This window comes from Paenibacillus sp. W4I10 (assembly GCF_030816325.1).
GTDB classification, from domain to species: Bacteria; Bacillota; Bacilli; order Paenibacillales; family Paenibacillaceae; genus Paenibacillus; species Paenibacillus amylolyticus_B.
Genome location: NZ_JAUSXX010000001.1, coordinates 2,038,462 through 2,060,818, shown reverse-complemented (window position 1 = coordinate 2,060,818; position 22,357 = coordinate 2,038,462). Strand labels below are relative to the sequence as shown.

The 22,357-nt window shown below is 47.6% G+C and carries 17 protein-coding genes; 15 read left to right on the top strand and 2 right to left on the bottom strand.

All coding sequences use genetic code 11. The features are described 5' to 3' along the window. Positions 1-34: 34 nt before the first annotated feature. Positions 35-709 (bottom strand): class I SAM-dependent methyltransferase, encoded by a 675-nt coding sequence (locus tag QF049_RS09145; protein WP_307536748.1) that lies wholly within the window; start codon positions 707-709, stop codon positions 35-37. 163 nt (positions 710-872) lie between these two features. On the opposite strand from QF049_RS09145, the gene QF049_RS09140 reads away from it, so the two are divergent. The 13 genes from QF049_RS09140 (at position 873) to QF049_RS09080 (ending at position 20,101) form a co-directional block, all read left to right on the top strand. Then, positions 873-1,496, top strand: a complete 624-nt coding sequence (locus QF049_RS09140; protein WP_307536747.1) for a hypothetical protein — start codon at positions 873-875, stop codon at positions 1,494-1,496. A 172-nt stretch (positions 1,497-1,668) separates the two neighbouring features. Then, positions 1,669-2,649, top strand: coding sequence for an SDR family NAD(P)-dependent oxidoreductase (locus QF049_RS09135; protein WP_307536745.1), 981 nt, complete (start codon positions 1,669-1,671; stop codon positions 2,647-2,649). Between the two features lie 267 nt (positions 2,650-2,916). After that, positions 2,917-3,807 carry a UDP-N-acetylmuramate dehydrogenase gene (murB, locus tag QF049_RS09130; protein ID WP_091016425.1) on the top strand — a complete coding sequence of 297 codons (891 nt, stop codon included), beginning with the start codon at positions 2,917-2,919 and terminating at the stop codon, positions 3,805-3,807. 146 nt (positions 3,808-3,953) lie between these two features. After that, entirely contained in the window at positions 3,954-4,649 is a 696-nt protein-coding gene (locus tag QF049_RS09125) for a hypothetical protein (RefSeq protein WP_307536741.1), read from the top strand. A 267-nt stretch (positions 4,650-4,916) separates the two neighbouring features. After that, on the top strand, positions 4,917-5,876 hold the full coding sequence (locus QF049_RS09120; protein WP_091016421.1) for an ABC transporter permease: 960 nt from the start codon (positions 4,917-4,919) through the stop codon (positions 5,874-5,876). 2 nt (positions 5,877-5,878) lie between these two features. Next, the gene (locus tag QF049_RS09115; protein WP_083679484.1) at positions 5,879-6,748 is read left to right on the top strand and encodes a carbohydrate ABC transporter permease; all 870 of its coding nucleotides are present in this window, start codon (positions 5,879-5,881) and stop codon (positions 6,746-6,748) included. Positions 6,749-6,771: 23 nt separating this feature from the next. Next, a complete protein-coding gene (locus tag QF049_RS09110) occupies positions 6,772-8,310 on the top strand; it encodes an extracellular solute-binding protein (RefSeq protein ID WP_307536739.1) in 1,539 nt (512 codons plus the stop codon). Beyond that, on the top strand, positions 8,307-9,635 hold the full coding sequence (locus QF049_RS09105) for a Gfo/Idh/MocA family protein (RefSeq protein WP_307536737.1): 1,329 nt from the start codon (positions 8,307-8,309) through the stop codon (positions 9,633-9,635). The genes QF049_RS09110 and QF049_RS09105 overlap by 4 nt, the downstream gene beginning before the upstream one ends. Position 9,636: 1 nt before the next feature. Then, positions 9,637-11,868 carry a glycoside hydrolase family 88/105 protein gene (locus QF049_RS09100; RefSeq protein ID WP_307536734.1) on the top strand — a complete coding sequence of 744 codons (2,232 nt, stop codon included), beginning with the start codon at positions 9,637-9,639 and terminating at the stop codon, positions 11,866-11,868. A gap of 87 nt (positions 11,869-11,955) precedes the next feature. After that, on the top strand, positions 11,956-14,250 hold the full coding sequence (locus QF049_RS09095) for an AraC family transcriptional regulator (RefSeq protein ID WP_307536731.1): 2,295 nt from the start codon (positions 11,956-11,958) through the stop codon (positions 14,248-14,250). A gap of 43 nt (positions 14,251-14,293) precedes the next feature. Then, on the top strand, positions 14,294-16,351 hold the full coding sequence (locus QF049_RS09090) for a glycoside hydrolase family 65 (RefSeq protein WP_307543150.1): 2,058 nt from the start codon (positions 14,294-14,296) through the stop codon (positions 16,349-16,351). 67 nt (positions 16,352-16,418) lie between these two features. Further along, on the top strand, positions 16,419-17,564 hold the full coding sequence (locus tag QF049_RS09085) for a glycoside hydrolase family 88/105 protein (protein WP_307536729.1): 1,146 nt from the start codon (positions 16,419-16,421) through the stop codon (positions 17,562-17,564). Beyond that, entirely contained in the window at positions 17,561-20,101 is a 2,541-nt protein-coding gene (locus QF049_RS09080; RefSeq protein ID WP_307536727.1) for a glycosyl hydrolase family 95 catalytic domain-containing protein, read from the top strand. Before QF049_RS09085 ends, QF049_RS09080 begins: the two co-directional genes overlap by 4 nt. Before the next feature lie 163 nt (positions 20,102-20,264). Here QF049_RS09080 and QF049_RS09075 read toward each other — a convergent pair whose 3' ends face one another. Beyond that, on the bottom strand, positions 20,265-21,041 hold the full coding sequence (locus tag QF049_RS09075) for a DUF817 domain-containing protein (protein ID WP_307536724.1): 777 nt from the start codon (positions 21,039-21,041) through the stop codon (positions 20,265-20,267). A gap of 266 nt (positions 21,042-21,307) precedes the next feature. Here QF049_RS09075 and QF049_RS09070 point away from each other — a divergent pair, with 266 nt between their 5' ends. Both QF049_RS09070 and bshB2 read left to right on the top strand, forming a co-directional pair. Beyond that, positions 21,308-21,652 carry a YojF family protein gene (locus QF049_RS09070; RefSeq protein ID WP_091016410.1) on the top strand — a complete coding sequence of 115 codons (345 nt, stop codon included), beginning with the start codon at positions 21,308-21,310 and terminating at the stop codon, positions 21,650-21,652. A 23-nt stretch (positions 21,653-21,675) separates the two neighbouring features. After that, complete coding sequence (bshB2, locus tag QF049_RS09065) at positions 21,676-22,350, top strand: bacillithiol biosynthesis deacetylase BshB2 (RefSeq protein WP_091016408.1); 675 nt, start codon at positions 21,676-21,678, stop codon at positions 22,348-22,350. Positions 22,351-22,357: the final 7 nt, after the last annotated feature.

Here is a 22,357-nt window from a genome sequence, read left to right as displayed (position 1 = left end):
TTACGGCATAGCTTGCTCATAATCCGGTCTTTTTTTATTTTTGCGCATAAAACACTGCAAAGTCCAAATACTTGTACATGCAATCTGCCACACGAAACCCCGCTTCCTCCAACCACTTCAATTGATCCTCCAGCGTGGCATTGATATCCACCTTGCGTCTTTCGATCGAAGCCGAGATGGCTTCCTCAGACAAACCACTTTGTTGAATCGCTTCTAACCAGCGCTGGCGGTAATAGGTGTCCGTATCGAGGGTTCTTCCCTGAACCTGATCTGCGTTGATGAAGCATCCACCTGGTTCTAACAGCTTATGTACAGAGTCAAACACCTTTTTCTTGTCAGCGTTGGTCAGATGGTGAATAGACAGGGAGGAAATAATCATGTCGTAGGAACTGGTGAAATCGTACTTGGAGTAATCCCCGACCACATACTGCACTTGGTTCGCATCAGCAAATCTTCGACGTGCTCCTTCGAGCATATGATCACTAATATCGATCAGGGTTAATCGCGCGTTGGGATACTTTTGCAGGACCAATCCGGAGAGCAGTCCCGTTCCTGCACCCAGATCAAGAATACGTGGAGAATCGATCGGGCTTTCCATTAGATCCAGAGCCATTCCATAAAAATCATCAAAACAAGGGATAAGCTGCTTTCGCTGCACATCATAATCTTGGGCTACCTTATCAAACAGCTGCTTTACTGAGAATTCCATGTGCTCATCACTCCTTGAGGTTTTCTCCATATTTTACAAACTGGAAGGGATCAAGGGAAATACTGATTATGGATAAACTCATAGGTTGGACCTATGGGTTCCGAGTCTCTGCCATGGGTAATAACATGTAAGCGCAGAATATAGACAGGGAGGAATGAACCTGATGTTTCAACCACGTTCTATTATGATGAGTATCTCGTTAATCGTTATAGTTCTAACACTTACAGCTTGCTCTGGTAGTAATGAACCTTCGGCTATCCCTGAACCATCAATGCCAGTAGGTGAATCTGCTCCAGCACCTTCAACAGGAAATGAAACCAAGCGTCAACAGACCGAAAGTTTTGAAATGTTGACGGCAGATGGCAATCAATCACTAGAAGCGACTTTGCAACAAGGAGAAGGATTTTCCTTGTACGTATTCGAGAAATTCACATTTGATGCTGCTCAAGGCCGTCTGTCACTGACTAGTAATGCTGACTATTATGTGGATATTGAACCACTGCCTTCGGATTATAATCTGGCAGAACTGGAGACAGCGGGTAAAGAAGAATTAGAAAAAGCCGGTAAGGTATCCGATTATAGTGGAGAACTGGTAGAACACCCGCTTGGTTATGCCGAGCTCTATCTTCAGGCCTCTGGTGAAGAAGGAATTAGCGATTATATGGTCTGGAAATCAGAAGAAGGGGACGCATTTTTATTCCGTCTTCATAATCCAAAAGGAGAAGAGGCCTCTGATTTCGCCAGCCCGGTCCTTGTTTCGTTATCCACCGTTCAGGGTGATTCGTAACCTAGATGACTATAATCTTTTCAACGAAAGTCGCCAACTGGCGACTTTTTTACTTTTGCAGATTTCACGGAGAAGTTGCGAGGTGATGTATTCACTTCCATTTGACTTAGAGTACGCTCTAGGGTGTAGACTTTGAAGAAGAAGAAGAAATATTGCCAAGGAGATGAACAGAATGACACAGGAAAATAATTTTAGAACTTTACAACATAAAATAGGCTCTGGCTTCAACCATAACAGTACAGCGGAGGATGTATTGAAAGATCTGGACTTGTCAGGACAGCTTGCTATTGTAACGGGTGGATATTCCGGCCTCGGGTTGGAGACGACACGTGCGCTTGTTAATGCGGGAGCCCGTGTAGTGGTGACTGCACGTCGTCCAGCGGTTGCGAAGGAAGCACTTTCTGGTCTGGATGGTGTTGAAATAGATGCATTGGACCTCGCTGATTTATCCAGCGTTCGTGCTTTTGCCGAGCGGTTTCTGGCGAGTGATCGCAACATCGACATGCTGATTCTTAATGCGGGCATCATGGCTTGCCCGGAGACGCGGGTTGGTCCTGGCTGGGAAGCTCAATTTGCAACAAATCATCTGGGTCACTTTGCCCTGACTAATCTGTTATGGCCAGCACTCGCTAGTCAAGGGGGAGCACGTGTTGTTTCCTTGGCATCAGCGGGACATCATTTCTCACCTATTCGTTGGGATGACATCCAATTTGAACATGGCTATGAGAAATTCCCTGCCTATGGACAGTCCAAAACAGCAACTATTTTATTCAGCGTTGAGTTGGATCGTCGAGGTGCAGAGCATGGAGTACGGGCTTTCTCCGTTCATCCAGGCGGAATTATGACACCACTACAGCGTCATATGCCCAAAGAGGAAATGATTGCGCTGGGCTGGATTGATGAATCTGGACAAGTGGCCAACCCTGCGTTCAAAACACCTGAGCAGGGGGCAGCGACGCAAGTCTGGGCAGCAACTTCACCTCAGCTTGAGGGAAAAGGCGGTGTCTACTGCGAGGATTGTGACATCAGTGAAATGGCTCCAGAGGATGGAGGTTTCTACGGGGTCAAGAAGTATGCTATCGACCCTGAGCAAGCTCTTCGTCTATGGAAACTGTCCGTGGAGCTGACGGATACGGATATCCCAACCACGTAAACCCTTGATTTACACAACAATTAAATTGAGATACACACTAAACGCTACTGAAGTTGTCCGTAGCGTTTTTTTATATTTTTGCTCATACGAATTGAGAAAGTAACATCCCGCATGGTTAGGTGAATATCATATATCAGAATAGAGGGAAGAAAGGATACATTATACGGCTCAGTGAAGTGAAATAACTGTGACGGATTGTAATATGAGTGCTTTTCCATTTAAAATAGAGGAATCATGTTCTTTTTGAGAACGCAGGGAGAGAAAATCATGAATATTTTTGAGCAACACATACCTTTGGAAAAAGTGAAATTTAATGAACCGCTAAAAAATCACACGTTTATTAAAATTGGTGGTAAAGCAGATATCCTCATCCATCCAACAACGATAGACGAAATCACTAAAATCGTAGAGATTGCCAACATACATCAATTGCCGCTGACGGTTATTGGCAAAGGCTCCAACGTCATCATTAAAGATGGAGGCATCCGTGGTGTAACCATTTCCCTTAGTCATTTCGATCAAATTAAAGTGAGTGAGGACAGCATGATTGCCCAAAGCGGTGTTGATATCATTGATGTATCCAGACTTGCTTTGGAGCATAGCTTAACTGGTTTGGAGTTTGCTTGCGGTATTCCCGGCAGCACGGGGGGCGCACTTTACATGAATGCGGGTGCCTATGGCGGTCAGATCGCAGATGTTGTTGAACGTGCGACTGTGATCACCAAAGACGGTGCAGTGTTGGAGATTCCGCGAGAAGAGATGAAGTTTGGTTATCGAAATAGTCTCTTCAAGATGGATCACTATATCATACTGGAGGCCGAATTCGGGCTCAAAAAAGGAAACAAGGAAGATATTGCAAGCAAAATGAAGGAATTAACGTTCCTGAGAGAATCCAAGCAGCCGCTTGAATTCCCGTCTTGTGGAAGTGTATTTAAACGACCGGAAGGACACTTTGCTGGTAAACTGATTCAGGATTGTAACTTGCAGGGCACTCGCATCGGGGGCGCTGAAATTTCCATGAAGCATGCAGGTTTTATCGTAAATGTGGATCATGCTACTGCCCAGGATTATATGGATCTGATCCAATTTATTCAGAAGAAAGTATATGATACGTTCCAAGTTGAATTGGAAACCGAAGTCATCTTTCTGGGAGAATAGCTTCGATGAATACTTAAAAGGTCGCCATTGGTGACCTTTTTTGATTGGACGAATTGGACTCGGACAAGAATCCATATGCTAATTATGGTAATATCAGAGTGATTGTATTTAATATTTCATCGTGATTATAAGGAGTGCACTTGGAGATGTTCAAACGTAACAGGAGAATCCTGCTAATCGCGGCTATGGTAATTTTACTGTCGCCCTTGTCAGTCCTGACATATATGTATATGAATGAACGTGCAGGCGGCCTAGCCGATCAACGGATATCTAAAGTTTGGGGATTAAGTGAACCTATACAGATTCCTATAGCGAACAGTCCTGAGAGGGCAGTTCAGGAATTTAGAGGTGAGTTTTATACCTCCCAATTTATTCATCAGGAGGCTGTAGACGGAGGCATGATTTTGTTCACACAAAAAAAGGGGCGGGAAAACAACAGTAATCTTCAAATGGAGTATACCCGCAAGAACATGTTTGGATGGAAATGGGTATGGGGTGGAGGTTATTCCATAAGTGAGGGTCAACACACCAAGTTTGCTTTGGATTATATGAGTATACCGAAGTTGGATAAAGTTTCGGCCCCGTTTCCGATGTTATTTGGTAATATTAAAGATTCATCCATTAGACGTTTATATGTAGAGACCAAGGACGATGGAAAAGTGATTGAAACCGAAGCGAAACTGGTTGAGGTGAGTCCGGGACATCTAATCTGGTATGTGTTCCTTCCTCCTTCAGCGGCTATCCCATATGTAATGAAGGGATTTAACGAAGAAGGGAAACTCATTACCCATGAACAAATTAAAGATGCCAATGACAGCGGGTCGTTAACTCTGGGGAAATGATCTCGTGGACTATCTAGATACATATGGTAAAGGACAACAAACATTGATTCTTAAGAGGTCGCCTTATGGCGGCTTTTTTTGTTGCCAATGTAGTACCAACCATTCCGCCAGTGAATGAACCGATCCTGCAAACCCGCGTAACGCAAGCGATTGGCTCATGCTATGGCTGATTGAACGATTGTTGTTGACCCCGCTCTCGCTTAACATGTGAACAGAGGAGCCTGCTCGTCATTCACCATCATTCTGTCAAAGGGGGCCCGCGATCGTATGGCTGAGCTGTCGGAAACATCAACGTTGCAACCCGGGGTTACAGTCAACAAACCCGTCAAACCAAGTTATCTGCGTAACATTCGAAAACACTGGATGTTGTATGTCATGATCCTGCCCGGCATTTTGTTCTATATTATTTTCAAGTACATTCCACTTGGCGGAAGCGTGATTGCATTTCAGAATTTTCAGATTATGAAAGGCATATGGAGCAGTCCATGGGTTGGCCTGGATAACTTCAAGTTTATTTTTACGTATCAGGACTTCTATCATGTGCTTCGGAACACAGCTCTGATTGCCTTATACAAACTGGTGATCGGATTTCCTGCTCCGATCCTGCTAGCGCTATTGTTCAACGAAGTGAGAAAAATGCTTGCCAAACGCTTTTTGCAGAGTCTGTTTTATCTGCCTCATTTTCTCTCCTGGGTTGTTGTCGGGGGGATCGTGTTTGAGGTGCTAGCCTCGGGTGGTTTTGTAAACGCTGTCCGTGGATGGTTCGGGTTCGAGCCGATCCTGTATATGCAGCAGGAGCAATATTTCCGACCTATTGTTGTCTTGTCCTCCATCTGGAAAGAGGTAGGGTGGGGAACGATTATATATCTCGCTGCGGTAAGTGGCATTGATCCCACGCAATATGAAGCGGCAGTGATGGACGGAGCGAACCGCTGGAAGCAAACGATCTACATTACATTGCCTGCGTTGTTCCCGACGATCTTAACCCTGTTCCTGCTGAATATCGGCAATTTCCTGGAACTTGGCTTTGATCAGATCTATAACCTGCTGACACCGATGACCTACTCGGTAGGGGATATCATTGAAACGTACGTATACCGCTCTGGTGTCCTGCAAGGGCAATATAGCGTAACAACAGCGATTGGTCTATTTCAGTCGGTGATTGGCTTCATCCTGCTCTGGGTCTTCAATCGGCTAGCGAGAAAATCAGGAGAGGGGTTGTGGTAATGATCAAGCAGACGATTGGAGAAAAGCTGTTCCAAACCGCCAACTACATTTTCCTGACACTTGCGGCCTTTACGATGCTCCTTCCGTTGCTACATCTGCTTGCGGTTTCCCTGAGTTCGCCGGTTGCGGCAGACTCCAAAGAAGTATTTCTGTGGCCCGTTGGCTTTACTTTCGCGTCATGGAAACACATTCTACAAAGCTCGGGCTTATGGCAATCGTTCGGTGTAACCGTATTCATTACGGTAGTGGGTACTGCGCTTAGTATGTTATTTTCAGTGTTGACCGCTTTTCCGTTATCGCGCAGAGAATTCATGATTCGCAAACAAGTGATGCTGGGCATTGTAATTACGATGATTTTCAATGCCCCGATGATTCCATTCTTTCTGACGGTAAGGGAGCTGGGCATGATGAATTCCATCTGGTCCCTGATTATTCCTGGTGTAATTGGCACATTTAATATGGTCATTCTGCGTACCTTTTTCATGAGCTTGCCCAAAGAACTTGATGACACGGCCCGAATCGACGGTTGCCATGACTTCCGGATTCTGTTTCAGATTTATTTGCCGCTATCCAAGCCGGTTCTGGCTACGGTCAGTCTGTTCTATGCGGTGGGATACTGGAACACGTTCCAGCGGGCGGTACTGTTTCTACGTGATCCAGGGCTCTGGCCTCTGCAGATGAAGCTGCGAGCGTATTTAACCAGCCCGGAGGAACTGGCCCAGGTAAATATGTTTCTTGGGGATTACAACTTCAATACAACCACGTTAAAGGCAGCGACGATACTTTTTGCAAGCGTTCCCATTATTTTGGTGTATCCTTATCTACAGAAGTATTTTGTGAAAGGTTCATTGCTCGGATCACTGAAAGAATAAACCATGTTCAGGGGGATGATTTCATGAGAAAACAACTGACCCGCAAGATGATGCCGCTAATGCTCAGTCTAGCCATGCTGTTGGTCGCTGGTTGTGGATCAGCGACTACAAATTCCGGAAATGACGTTGGTAACGGCGAAGGCAGTGGTGGAGCTGCAAAAGTCAAAGTATTCAAAAGCCATATGGGCGTTGGCAGCTTGCCAACTGCGGATAATCCACATGTGAAATACATTGCTGAACAGACGGGAGTCCAGTATGAGCTCATTACAACGCCTCCCGGTTCGGAGCCATCCGAATACTTGAACCTGATGATTGCCTCCGATGAACTGCCAGATATCCTGCGTCCGATTGGAGGCATTGAGCAGACACTGATTCAGCAGGGAGGCGCGTTACCACTGGATGAACTCCTGCCTGAATATGCACCCCATGTGTGGGAGAGTATTCCTCAGGAAGCTTGGGATATCGTTCGCTCTGCTTCCCCTGATGGCAAAATCTATTATGTACCCAAGGTATTCCTTGTGCCTGAACGTGCACCGTTAATTCGTCAGGATTGGGTGGATAAGGTGGGCATGGAGATGCCAAAGACCACTGATGATTATGTCGAGCTGCTCACAGCTTTCCGTGACAAGGACCCGAATGGCAACGGCAAACCGGATGAACTGCCAACAAGCGGCAGGGAATTCGGCAGATGGATGGACCATTTGTTTGCGATGTACGGGGTAGCGATGTGGGAAGGTTATCCCGAATGGGATGAATACGATGGAAAAATCCAGTACGCAGGGACTACCGACAATATGCGGGAAGCAATCAAGTTCATTCGCATGTTATATGTGGAAAAACTGCTGGACAATGAAACCTTCCTTAACAAAGGGGAAGTGTGGCAGGCCAAAATCAATAATAACCTCGTAGGCAGCTGGTACCATTTGCCTGCAAATGTGCGAGATCGGTACAATGCGATGCTGACCCAGGCTCCAGATGCCTACATTGCAGCAATGCCGTTGCCCAAAGCCGAAGGGTTTGAAGCTTTTGTCACCCAGAAAAGCATGGGTGAACCGGAATGGATGATCCCAGCCACCAAACAGGATAATGCGCCAAATGCGCTGAAGCTGCTGGACTTCTTCTATAATCCTGAAAATGATGAGTTTGGTCGCTTCGGTCTTGAGGGTGAGCAGCATGAAGTCAAGGATGGACGCAAAGTCATTCTTCCACCTGCTGACAACAAACCGCTTGCCTTGGGTATGAAGAATCTGACCACAGCAGAAGACATGAACAAGCGGATTGAAGAGACATATCCGGAAGATCAGCAGCAAATGGTCAAAGACATGTTCAAAGTCAGCACTGCCGATGCGCGGCAAATTGCCGGTGACGGTCTGCCAGCCTCTGTGTATGAAGGTTTTCCTGATATCCAGTCTCACAAGTTGTTTCAAGAGGTATTGACCAAGATTGTCATCGGCGAGCTGCCGATCGAGGCTTATGATGAATATGTGAAAAAATGGAATGCTTCCGGGGGCGAAGTGGTCACCCAGCGTGTACAGGAATGGTATGAGAAGGTGAGAAAATGAAAAAGAGATATGCCCTATGCGGGGTCAGCGGCAGAGCATTGGGACAATTTGCAAAACCAATTCATGAGCTGTTCTCTCATAATTCAGAGGTTGTCTCTTTGCTGGATACCGATCCTGCACGATTTGAAGTCTATCGCGCCCGTTTTCCTGAGCACACAGAAGTAGCAGTATATGGAGCTTCGGATTTCGGGGTTATGGTCGATGAGACGCGGCCTGACTGTATCATCGTGGCTGGCAGGGACGATACTCATGCCCACTATATTGTTGCCGCGTTGGAGCGGGATCTCGATGTTATCACCGAAAAGCCGATGACGACTACTGGAGCTGATGCCAGACGCATTCTGGAAGCAGAAGCAAGAAGTAAAGGCAACGTTATCGTAACGTTCAATTATCGGTATATGCCGATCCACATGCGCATCAAGGAATTGATTCAGGAGGGGAAACTCGGTCGCGTCACTTCCATCGACCTTAACTGGTATATCGATACCCATCACGGCTCCAGTTATTTTAAACGGTGGAACCGTGAACGGGCATTCTCGGGCGGTCTGTCTGTCCATAAAAGTACCCACCACTTTGATCTGGTCCAGTGGTGGATCAATCAAAAGCCAGTTGAAGTTTTTGCCTATGGAGCACTGAACTATTACGGGGCTGAAGGTGAATGGAATCCGGCACAGGAGGACGGAAGACATTGCCGTACATGCCATGTCTCAGAAGATTGCGCCTATTATTCCCGCTGGACGTCCCGCAGTCGTCAGATCCGGGTACCGGATGACCATCTGAACCAGCTCGGTACAGCAAGCCAGCAGGAGTTTCCATACACTTCATACCGCCCCGACCAGTGTATCTTTGATTCCACCATTGAGATTGAAGACACGTATGCCGCAACCGTGAAATATAGTGGCGGCGCGCTGATGAGTTATTCGGTCAATTTCTCACTTCCTTACGAAGGGTACCGTTTGGCGATAAATGGCACGAAGGGCAGGCTAGAAACATTGGAGTATCATATGCCGGCCCGGACGCCTTTTCCCACACCCGTCCAGACAATCGATTACTTTCCGCTCTTTGGTTCAAAAGAAACGATCCATGTTGTTCATCGTGAAGGCGGACATGGAGGAGGAGATCCACTGCTGCTGGAGGATATTTTCCTCGGCGAAGATAAGAGACGCCCTTACCGAATTCTGTCTGGCGCTGAAGACGGCGCTTATTCCGTTGCCGCTGGAGAAGCAGTGTGGCGATCTGTGGAAGAGCATCGGCCTATTTCCATAGACGAAGTGCTGGGTGGTTGGAACAGCAGAGTGCCCACACACAAAGGGAGGGAGAAGTGACATGAGCAGACCTGTGTATTTTGAACCGGAGGAGAGTATGGCTTATCACAGTGGTGAAGACGTTATGCACGCCCTGATGAGCATTGCGGGAAGGTATATTGGCGCCAATCCTCCGCATCCCCCGGTCTACAGGGTAAGTAGATCAGGACTTGTGCGCAAGTCCGATGATCACCGCTATGATTTTCCATTGGAGGGTCTATTCCCCGACATGCAGAGAGGACAACTGGTCTATGCATGGGCCAAACTGTGGAGTGACAGTGATCAGGAATTTATTTTTCATATCACCTGCTTCGGACCTGTTAGGCTATATCATAATGGCGTGCTGATCTATGGTTCTGCACCTGAAGAGGAATATCCAGCGATTCCTGTTCTGAAACTGAAATGTGGACTGGTCAGAGGCTGGAATCATTTCGTTCTTGAATTCAAATTAGGGGAAAAGGGGGGAGGTGGCCAGTTTGGCACTGGCTCCCGGAAGAACAAACCACTTCACTTCATTGTGCCTTCGCTCGAACGAGATGGGGAAGAAGGCTGGCTCTACAGCGAGCCTTTGGATTTTCCGTTGTCGGAAATTCCTTCTGGCCCCATGCGAGAGAAGGCCACTGGCGTTAACTGGTTGCCTCGGGAGGAAGACCCCGAGAAGGCATCGCCTTATGGACAGTTGGCACGGATGTATGGACTGACCAGCGGCATGTCTGCGTATGCATGGACGAAGATAGGTGGTACGAAATGTGGCAAGGAGACTGTGCTAATCTCTGGTGAGGCCTACAGCCCGATTGAATTCTCGGTGGAGGGCAAGGTGGTATTCCATCAAGAGCATGCCGGACGCTTTCGCTTCGAACTGCCATTGTCAGCTGACGTGCAAGATCTGACAGCGAACTGTGTAGGTGGAGACCGGGATTGGGGATTCCGTATGGATGCAACTACAAATGAGATGTTGACACCCGCACTGGATGTGAAGGGGCACAGAGGCAAGTGGCTGTACCTGGGTCCTTTTCAAGCGGAACAGGAGATTGATCTGGCTTCCTGCCAGAAGATGAAGCGGACTGCTCGTAGCGGAACAGGTGAAAGCGTATACTGGCGAACAGAGCTGCCAGACGGAGAGGTACGTCCATTTCTGGAAAATGAATGGTTCGGCCGATGGAACTATCCCCTGGGCGTCACGTTATACGGATTGCTTCAGCTTGGCAAAGCGGGTCAACGATCGGATATTCGAGATTACGTGCTGAATCACATTGAATTTGCCTCTTCACGTTTCAGCTACTCCTTATGGGACAGAGAACGTTATGGTGCAGCTGGGCTGAATAATCAGCTCTCCCATATCGACAGCCTGGACGACTGTGGATCTTTCGGCGCCACCATGCTGCTTGCCGATCGGGAACGCAAGTTGGACGGCGTTTCAGAGACGGCAGCTCATATCGCTGACTATATTTTGCATCAACAGTCCCGTCTGGAAGATGGCACTTTGTACCGCAAGATTGGTGTCTCCAGATCAATGGATAACACGATGTGGTGTGATGATCTGTATATGAGCATCCCGTTCCTGTGTAGATACGCCGAATGGTCGGGTGACGATAAGCTGCTGGATGAAGCGGCAAGACAGGTTCTTTTGTATAAAAAGTATCTGTATATTCCAGAGCGTCAAATCATGTCCCATGTATTCGATGTGGAGCGAGGTGAGCCAACACGGACCCCTTGGGGCCGAGGCAACGGCTGGGTACTGTTCTCCATATCGGAGCTGCTCACGGCCCTTCCTCAACAGCATTCATCCTATATAGTTCTCATTCAGTTCTACAGGGAATTATGTGAAGGGTACTTGACATTGCAGGGCAGAAACGGACTGTGGCATCAGGTATTAACGGACCCGGAGTCGTATGAGGAAACATCCTGTACTTCCATGTTTATCTATGCGTATGCCCGAGGGGTGCGAAAGGGTTGGCTTTTAGATCCAAAACCCTATGCACAAGCGGCGTATCAAGGGTGGAAGGGGCTATCGGAGCGCACAATTGATAAAAGAGGCAATGTATACGGCGTATGTCGTGGCTCCAGCTACTCCTTCACGAATCACTATTACAAGCATGAACTGGGTTGGAATCTGAATGATACCCATGGGATCGGCATTGTACTTCTTGCTGGGCTTGAAACTATTGCCATGCAAGAATGGCAGACAAACACGCCGGTTTTCGCTGCGGAAAGGGTCGGAACACCGGAGAAATTGGAGAAATCATCTTTTTAGAGGGAGAAAATAGGCTGTTGGGCCGGGTCGTATTGGGCATATGGGAACGGTATAATATCGGTATATTGCATATGAGGTGGGATAATTGTGACCCTTTCCTTCTTAAAGTGGCTAAAATTCAATTTCACCAATACCCAGACCCGGCTGCTGCTGATTCTGACTGTTGTTGTCTTCATGATTATTATTGCGGTGGGGATGACGACGTATTATTCTTCCAAATCGGTGTTACAGCAGGAATTAAGTGAGCCGCAACACCAGATGCTGCGTATCAGCATGAATGATATTGATGAAGTGATCCGGGAAAGTGACCAGATTGCGGTGAAAATTGCACTGAACAGTAATGTATACCGATTTCTCACCAATGAAGTACAGGGATCATACCGCATCATTACGGAACTGGTACAATTTCTGGAAACCTTAATCAGTAGTACGTCTTTTATTAAGAGCGCTTACATTTTTGATATGAATCGGGAGAGCATTGTTGCCTTCCCACAAGGCTACAGCTCCAGCAAAGTTAATTTCCCGGATTCGGATTGGGTTAGCGTTGCCGATGAACTTGAAGATCGTCCCATGCTGGTCAAGCAACGTGAGATTTCCACATCTTCTGGTGTGTCCATGCCGCAAATTACACTTTACCGAAAAATAATGATCGCTGGCGAGTTGAAAGGGATTATCGCAGTTAATTTCAAGACAGAGAAGATGTTCGAGCACATGCTGCTCTCATCCGTCTCCGACCTTGACAGCCATCGGTTCATCCTCGACACCAACAACCAGCCTTTATATGATCTCGGCAATTATGCCGTCGGAGAGGATGCGGTCAGTCATGTACTCACCCAATTGGATGGTGAAAAGCTTGGTGAGTTTAAACATGAAGGTAAGCTTTTACTGGCTTCACAGACCATTTCACCGTACACCGGATGGCGTTATCTGTCCGTGATATCACAAGACAGTCTCCTGGCTAATGCACAGAAGATCCGCAATATTGTTTTTGTCGTATCTTTGTTGGCTCTTGTAGCAGGAGCGGTTACGATCACAGTTTACAATGCAGCTGCTTTTAGACCGGTAAGACGCATGAGACAACTGCTCAGCGGTTACGACCAGGAGAGAATCCATCCGGAGCAGATTGATCTGGAGAAAATAACGGGGCAACTGCTAACGGATCATGCTCAGCAGGCCATCAATCTCAGGCAGACCCTTCCGGAAGCTTCATCCAAATTTCTGACGGATATCTATAACGGACATATGACAGGAAGTCGGGAAATTAGCGAGAAATGGTGCCGTTATTTCAAGGATTGGAGCGATGAGCCACTCTCTGTTGCCTTGTTGTCGATTGATAATTATAAGGCCTGGTGTGAGCGCTTTACGAAGTCAGATCACTCCCTGCTGAAATTTGCCATTGGTAATATCATAGCTGAACTGTTGTCTGGACAATGGCGGGTGTTATCAGCCGATCTGGGCAGAGACCGGATGCTCGTGATGCTGCAACCGATTCATTCTGGCGGTAGCAAGAGCGTAGCGACAGCAATACGAGAGACGATTGGCATGATTCCTCGCTTGCTCAAGTTTCAGGTGTCGAGCGGTGTAAGCGGGGGGCACGACGGATTCATGCGACTTCAGCGAGCCATGCATGAGGCAGAAAGTGCGCTGGATTACAGATTCTACCTGGGGTATGAACGAGTTATTTCGTTTGAAGAGATCTCGGGTCTGCAACCAACCGAGAACACATTGGAAGAACTTGAATTCATGACTCAACTGACGGAGACCGTCGAAGCAGGCAGGGGTGAAGAAGCCCTGAGGACTTTTGACAAGATAGTTGGTCGAATGACCCACGAGCAATGGCATCCTTCATCAGCGCTGGCCTTTCTTGAAGCTGTTGCAGCTACACTTGAACGAATTCGCCTGAAGCGCGAGACAGAAGGTTTCGGACTCGAAATGGTGGATATGCAGACCATGCATCTGGAGGCTGTCTGTGAAGTGCTGCGAAGCCAGATCGAAGGTTTGGCAGAATGGTTCGGTAGTCTTATGCTCAGCAAGGATTTCATACTGTGTCAACTGATGATTGCATTTATGAATAACCACCTGGAAGACCCGGTAAGCATTCAGGAGATTGCCGAGCATGCCGGGATCGGAAGCAGTTTGGCAAGTCAGTTGTTCAAGCAGGAAATGGGTGATACCATCCACGGATATTTCACTAAGCTTCGCATGGAACGTGCCTGTGAACTATTGCTGGATACGGATTATAGAATTTCCGAGATCGCAACGATGGTGGGTTATCAGCATGAGAACAGCTTTATTCGTGTGTATCGAAAATACAAAGACATTACACCGGGCAAGTACAGGGAGGTAATGCGAAGCCGCAGGGGTGTACTACGGGAATCATGACCCATACTTGAACCCATAGAATGACAAGGAGGCAGAGCCATTGATGGATCGACAATCGGTCGTCACCAGGAATCATCCCGTATTAACGCAACTTGAGCCCAGATCGCCTTTATCTGTAGGTAATGGAGAATTTGCATTCAGTGCTGATTTTACGGGACTTCAGACGTATCCAGAACTGTATGAACTACCTCTTGGTACACAATCCAACTGGGGTTGGCATTATACGGGCGGTCATCATGTATTCGGAGATGAGGATATTATCTATCAGGCATTTGAGACATATGGCCGCAAAGTGCCATACCCCATGAAGCCCGAAGACAAGGAAGAAGCCTATCATTGGCTTAGGCAGAACCCGCATCGAGTTCAGCTTGGACGCATTTCATTTCGTTTGCTAGGAGAAGATGGTCAGGAGACGGACGTCACCCATGTCGTTCCGGTACGTCAGGAATTGAATCTATGGACCGGAATTCTGCACAGTGAATTTACCGTACAGGGGGAAGAAGTGCGTGTAGAGACAGCCTGTGACCCACGGCTCGATTGTATCGCCATTTGTGTACAATCCGAATTAATCCGTAAGCAGCGTCTGCAACTTTTTGTTCTATTTCCAGCGCCCGATATGACACACCGGAGCTGGTCAAAATCAGTATTCCCCGACTGGAAGCAAAATGACAGACATTCTACTGTGCTGACATCGTTCACTTCGACTTCCGCATCGTTGAAACGTGTGCTGGATGAAGATGAGTATGCATTGGAATGGATCTGGGACGCAGGCCAACTGGAACAGACGGGAACTCATGAATTCACACTATCTCCCAAGGCCGTACCAGACTCGGACATTTGGTCGTGCAGTGTATCTTTTGCTGCACATAAGCCGGAAACCTTGCCAGCAGATACAGTGTTGCGATCAAGCTCGGTCCACTGGAATCAGTTCTGGAACGATGGCGGAGTGATTGATTTTGAAGGCAGTTCAGATCCGCGTGCCGCTGAACTGGAGCGTAGAGTAGTCCTGTCCCAGTTCCTGAGTGCGGTGCACAGTGGTGGGTCCATACCACCACAAGAGACCGGATATATGTATAACAGCTGGTTCGGAAAAATGCATCTGGAGATGCATTGGTGGCATGCAGCGCATTTTCCACTCTGGAATCGGACCGATCTGTTGTGCAAGAGTCTGGACTGGTACCTGACCATCCTGCCAGAAGCACACGAACTGGCACGCTCTCAAGGTTATGTCGGTGCGCGATGGCCCAAAATGGTGGGTTATAACGGGCATCAGACTCCGTCGCCGGTAGCTCCGGGATTGATCTGGCAGCAACCACATCCCATGGCACTAGCTGAGATGTGTTATTTGTCCCGGCCTGACCCTGCTATGTTAACAAGGTATAGGGATATCGTATTTGAAGCAGCTGACTTTATGGTGTCCTATGCCCATTGGGATGGGAAAAGGCAAGCGTATGTGTTAGGTCCGCCGCTTATTCCTGCGCAGGAGAATCACGCCATGACCGATAGTTTGAATCCGCCCTATGAACTGGAGTACTGGAAATTCGGTTTGGAGATAGCCATCCTTTGGGCAGAGCGTTTAAATCATCCAGCCAATCCAGACTGGCGAAGAGTGGCTTCGCACATGGCTAAACCTCGACATGAGAACGGAGTTTATCTCGCACACGAGAATTGTCCGGACACTTACACTGTTAAAAACCATGATCATCCCTCGATGGTTGGAGCACTTGGACTATTGCCAGGTTCATTAATCGATCCGGAGATCATGAGAAATACGTTGCTCAAGGTCAAAGAATGCTGGGACTGGGAATCCGCCTGGGGTTGGGATTTTCCGATGTGCGCGATGACAGCGGCCAGATTGAATGAACCAGAGCTTGCAGTGGATTTTCTGATGATGGATGCCACGAAGAACACGTATTTGCCTAATGGACACAACTATCAGAGAGCAGGGTTGTGGGCATATCTTCCCGGGAACGGTGGTCTCCTAACCGCTGTCGCCATGATGGCCGCCGGCTGGACAGGGGCAGGAGAAAAAGCGAATCCGGGATTTCCACGGGATGGTAGCTGGACTGTGAAGTGGGAAGGTCTTCATCCTTTGATGTAATCATCAAAACGTTAAATCCCGAATGAACGGTACAGATGGCATAATCCATCAGAAGGAGGATTTCGATATGGTTGGAACTTCGACAAAGTCAGTGACACAAGAACGGAGAATGTCTGTCAAAATAGCAGATACCTTGCTTTCCGAATGCCAGAATGGCAATCATCCCAAGATTGCAGGCAAATGGGGCTATGTGGGCGGGATGACTCTGATGGCACTGGAACGCGCCGCCGAATGGAATCAAGAATCCCGCTACGCGGAACTTGTCCAGCGTCACATGGATGACCTCATCGAGAATGACGGCACCATTCGGACCTACCAGTTGAATGATTACAACCTGGATATGATCAATGAAGGCAAAAATCTGTTCAACCAGTGGAAGAATTCCGGCAATGACAAATATGCTAAGGCAATTTTGCACCTGGTTGACCAGCTTAAAGGACAGCCACGGACAAGTGAAGGTGGATTCTGGCATAAGAAAATATATCCGTTTCAGATGTGGCTGGATGGCATTTATATGTCTTCACCCTTTCTGGCGGAATATGCAAGCACCTTCGATCATCCCGAGAGCTTCGATGAAGTGGCACGACAGATTTTGTTGATCGAGCGAAAGACCCGTAATCCGCGTAATGGCCTACTCCACCATGCCTGGGATGAGAGCAGGGAACAACGCTGGTGCGCTCAAGATACTGGCCGATCCGTTCATGTTTGGGGCCGGGCCATGGGATGGTATGCAATGGCCGTGGTAGATGCACTGGAGCACTTTCCCGTGGATCACCCACAGCGAGGACAGATTATGGGCATATTTGAACGAATGGCATACGCGATTGCTCATGCTCAGGATCATGATAGTGGACTCTGGTACCAAGTGATGGATCAGAACGGAAGAGCCGGCAATTATCTGGAAGCCTCTGCTTCCTGTATGCTGACCTATGCACTCGCGAAAGGCCTTCGGTTACATTATCTGGCTGAACTGGACCGTGAAGTCGTTGATCATGCCTATGCTGGAATATTGAAGCAGTTAGTCACTGAAGATGAAAAAGGGGTTCATCTGCACCACATCTGTCATGGTGCCGGACTCGGTGGGAAGAAGTATCGGGACGGTTCTTATGAATATTACATCAGTGAACAGGTCGTTAGCGATGTGCAGATGGGCGTAGCCCCATTCTTGCTAGCCAGTATTGAGATGGAGAGACTTGGGGCGGAAAAAGCGTGAACCAACACACTGATCGCACAGACACTACAGGCATACGGCCGGACAGGAACAAGTTGTTGCTAAAATATCCTTCTTCCTGGTGGCAAGGGTTGTGGCGAGAAGCGCTTCCTTCCGGAAACGGTAAGCTTGGTGCTTCAGTGCAAGGCGGAATTCAGACGGAAACTGTGCTCTTGCAGCACAGTGAATTATGGCATTGGGGGCGCAAAGATGAACTGCCCGATGTCAGTCATACCTTATCAGAAACCCGTAAGTTAATGGATGAGGAACGATATTTGGAGGCAAGCTGGCATCTGACCCGTACACTGCAAGCAGAAGGTTACGCGTCCAAGTTGTCTTCCCGATATCCACTGGCTACAATGACGGTGGAAATGAAGTGTAATAACGCTTTTCGCAAATATCGGCGGGAACTGGATATGGACACAGGGGAAGTTCAGGTGCGCTGGCAGGACGGAAGAGACAACTATACAAGAAGTCTGTTCGTCTCGCGTGCAGACGATTGTGTTGTCTATGAGATCGAGACTCATAGAGTGAAAGATGGAACAAGTGCGCAGGGAAAAGGTTCGGCTGAGCATTCATTGCTGTCGGGGACGATAGGCCTGCATTTCCCGCAGGGCGACCGGGTAAGAGAAGATGAGGAGTTCAACGCACTAAAGTCGTCTATAACGATAAGAATTGATCGGGATGATAGTGGAGACTATCTGTGCTATGGCGGGCAAAATGACGATGGACAGGACTACGGAGCGGTGCTGCGACTGATCCAATTGAACGAAATACCTGGTGCGAGTCATGATCAACAAAAGGAAAGCGAACCTAACGAAGATATGCTTAGCAGGCAACTTCATTTCCCGACCTCTGGAAAAGTGCTTGTGCTTGTTAAAATGTTTGCTACGGGCAGACGAGCGCAGGAATGGACACGGTTGAAGCAGGAACTCGCATCGCTTGAGAGCGACTACAATACGTTGCTGGATCGGCATATCTCACTGCATCAACCGTTGTTTCGGTCCGCTGAGCTTGATCTGGGTGATAAAACGGATGACGGGCGCTGTAATGAAGACTTACTTCTGGAAGCCTATGAAGGTGAAGCACCTACAGGGTTTGTGCGCAAGATGTGGGCCTATGGTCGATATCTATTTATCAGCGGAACCTCTGAACATAGCGGATTGCCATTTGGATTATACGGCTTGTGGGGTGGTGATTATCGCTTGATCTGGGGTCACAATATGGCGAATGAGAATGTGCAAATGATGTATTGGCACACTGACGTAGGTGGTTTATCCCATCTGAATCGTTCGTTGTTCCGCTATTACAACGGATTAATGGATGACTTTCGCGACAATGCTCGCAAGTTATATGGCTGCCGAGGGATTTACATTCCCGCTGGAACAACACCGGGTATCGGTGTGCCTAACCAGATTGTTCCGGTAATTATGAACTGGACCGGAGCAGCAGGATGGATCGCCAGACATTATTATGCACATTATCAGTTCACTGGAGATAAGCAGTTTCTGCTCGAGGAAGCCCTGCCCTTCATGAAGGAGGCCCTTCAGTTCTATGAAGATTTTCTGGTGCTGGGTGAAGACGGAAAATACAAGATATACCCGTCTGTTTCGCCAGAGAATACACCTGAGAATTTTATGCCTAAGCAGGGACAGCCACTGGCACATCCTATGCCTACAGCCATTAATGCCACCATGGACATTGCTATTATTAAAGAACTGCTACAGCATGTCATTGCAGCCAGTCGACTAACTGGAGTGCATACGACTAAGATTCCGTGCTGGGAAGCCATGCTGGAGCATATGCCCGACTATCTAATTGAAGCGGAGGGAGCTGTGAAAGAATGGCTGCATCCTGCGTTTGAAGATCGACGTGATCATCGTCATCTTTCACACCTGTATCCTGTTTTTCCAGGACAGGAGGTCACCCGTGAAGAACAGCCAGAGCTGTTCCAAGCGTTCGAGAGAGCAGTTGTTCAGCGAAGGCTTGGTGCTCAGAGTGGTTGGTCCCTTACACATATGTCGTCCATATATGCTCGACTTGGCAATGGTGAGCGGGCGCTGGAAAGTCTCGATATTCTTGCGCGCTCCTGTGTTCTGAGTAATGGGTATACCTTGCATAATGACTGGCGCAATATGGGAATATGTATGTCCATGCCCGCAGCTCCGATTCAGCTGGATGCCAATATGGGCTGGGTTAATGTAGTACAGGAAATGCTGCTCTATGTGTCAGAACATCGCATCAAGCTGCTGCCGGCATTGCCAGAACGGTGGGTACGAGGTTCCATTCATGACTGGTGCATACCAGGAGGTAGGATGTCCTGTACATGGAATCGGAGCTCAGGTTTGTTCCGGGCAGAAATCATCGCCTGTCGCCGGATCAAGACGAGGCTTCATATTCCTGAATGGGTGAACGGATGCGTGATGCTCAGCAAAAGTGCCTGCTTATGTGAACTTGATGATAATGGCATCTATGAGCTTGAAATTGAAGTTGGTGGGGAACTAGTGCTGGAGCAGATAGCATCTGGACATATGCAATAAAAAGTCAACATTAGGCGCCTTTTCACGTAGCAATTATCAGTTGATGCGAATACTTTCAAAGTACTGAACAGTCTGAAGAGCAAAACAGCGGCACTCAAAGACTTATTTTCCAGTCTAGAAGTGCTGCTGTTTTTGTGATAAGGGGATGTAATGGCTCGTCAGGTTATGATTCATCTGCGGTTCGATTGGCTTTCACATATTTGAGCTGCGCAACGATGATGACGCTGATGATGACCAGCAGAAACCACGAACTAATTTTGCTAAAGCTAACCAGTTGCCAGGCATCATGCTGATCAGGATATTTCCAGGCATTGAAGAAGGTAGCGATGTTCTCAGCAGTCCAGATGAAGAAACCAACAATGATAAAAGCAAGCGATAAGGGCATTCGATAGGTCGTTGCTCGTACCCGGTAAATAATCCAGGTTTTCCAGAAGACAATAAATACAAGCGCCGTCAGCCACCAGCGAAAATCGGGAATAAAATGATGAGTGAAAAAGTTAATATAGATGGCTGCTCCCAGCAGCATGGAAGGTGCAAAACCAGGCCATCCGGTCATGTCCATTCGCAGTCTTCGCCACACCTGACACATAAAACTGGCTACACTTGCATACATGAATCCGCTATACAGAGGGACACCCAGGATTTTGGTGTAAGCTGGCTCAGGGTAAGACCAAGATCCCATCCATACTTTATAAATCTCCAGCACCAGGCCTATAATGTGAAATACACAGATGACCTTGATTTCATCCCGGGTTTCCAAGCCGCTTCGATACATCAGGTACTGCACAGCAAGTAATACGAGCAGAATGGCATCATACCGATGAAGGAAAGGAATAGGAACTACGCTGGACAGGGCCAGTGTACCAAAGATCGCTACGGGAAATATGCAGCTCATGGCCTGATGATAGCCAAAATGAAGTAGTTGTATTAGAGATTTCAAGTCGAGTTAAACTCCTTTCCAAACATGTTGGAGCAAGATTCATTTAAGATTTAAGGTTCTTCATCACGGGCATTTTTGCCTACACTTTATAATATAGATATGATCCATGAATAAAAAGAGAAAAAACCACGCAAATCTGTTCTTGTTTTCAAACTGGAATCATCATGAGAACGCTCTATAAGAGGCGATAGGGTCACTCCATGTATATTCTCTTCTGGTTATGTTAAAATGAAATTCGTACAATTACATTAGACAAGGAGGCCGCTATGCAACCGATTAAACCTCAAGATATTCAGCTCCGGATTAATGAACTTGTAGATCAGGACTTATACGTACACCTCGAACTCACGTCTGGAGCGTATGCGCATCACTATGACAGTTCGAAGCACCCAGCATCGGCATTCATTACTAATGCGGCCATACGATATACGCAGGGGTCCATTTCAGGTACGGGTCCATACCGGGTTGGTCTGAAAACCACTCAGGGATGGATTTACGCCGAGGGCCTTACACATATTGACGAACAGGACCAAGAAAGACTGATTCTGGCTGGTCACGATACCCAAGGTAAACTAGTTGTGGCGTTACAATTAAGCCGAGAGATGTTCTGATGAAAGCGGAGGATTGAATAACCATGAATACTATACACAATGAGCATGAACGAATCTTGGTGGTGTATCCACATCCGGATGATGAAGCTTTCTCAGTGTCCGGAACATTAGCCAAGTACATAGAAGGTGGCTCTCACGTTACCTATGCTTGTCTAACACTGGGCGAGATGGGACGCAACATGGGGATTCCTCCTTTTGCTAACCGCGTCACATTGCCTCAGATCCGCAAACAAGAACTGATTGAAGCTTCAGCAGCCATTGGAATTCAGGATTTAAGAATGCTTGGTTTCCACGATAAAATGATCGAATTCGAAGACCCGCAACTACTCGACGATAGCATCATGGCACTGATCAAGGAACTGAATCCATCCCTTGTGATTACCTTCTATCCAGGGTTCAGTGTACATCCCGATCATGATGCGACGGGAGAGGCCGTCATTCGGACGATTAGTCGTCTTCCTGTAGGAGAGCGTCCATTGGTTCATTGCGTTGCATTTGCCCACAACCAGGAACAATTCATTGGTAAAGCGGATGTAATCGTTGATGTATCCGGATTTTTGAAACAAAAAATGGCGTCGATCCGCGCCCACCGTTCACAGTTTCAGGCAGCCGAGCTTGTCGGGGATCGAGAGTTGAATTCAGAAGAGATCCAAGCTCGTTTTGGCAGAGAAACATTCTGGACCTACCCATTTGCCTAACACCATT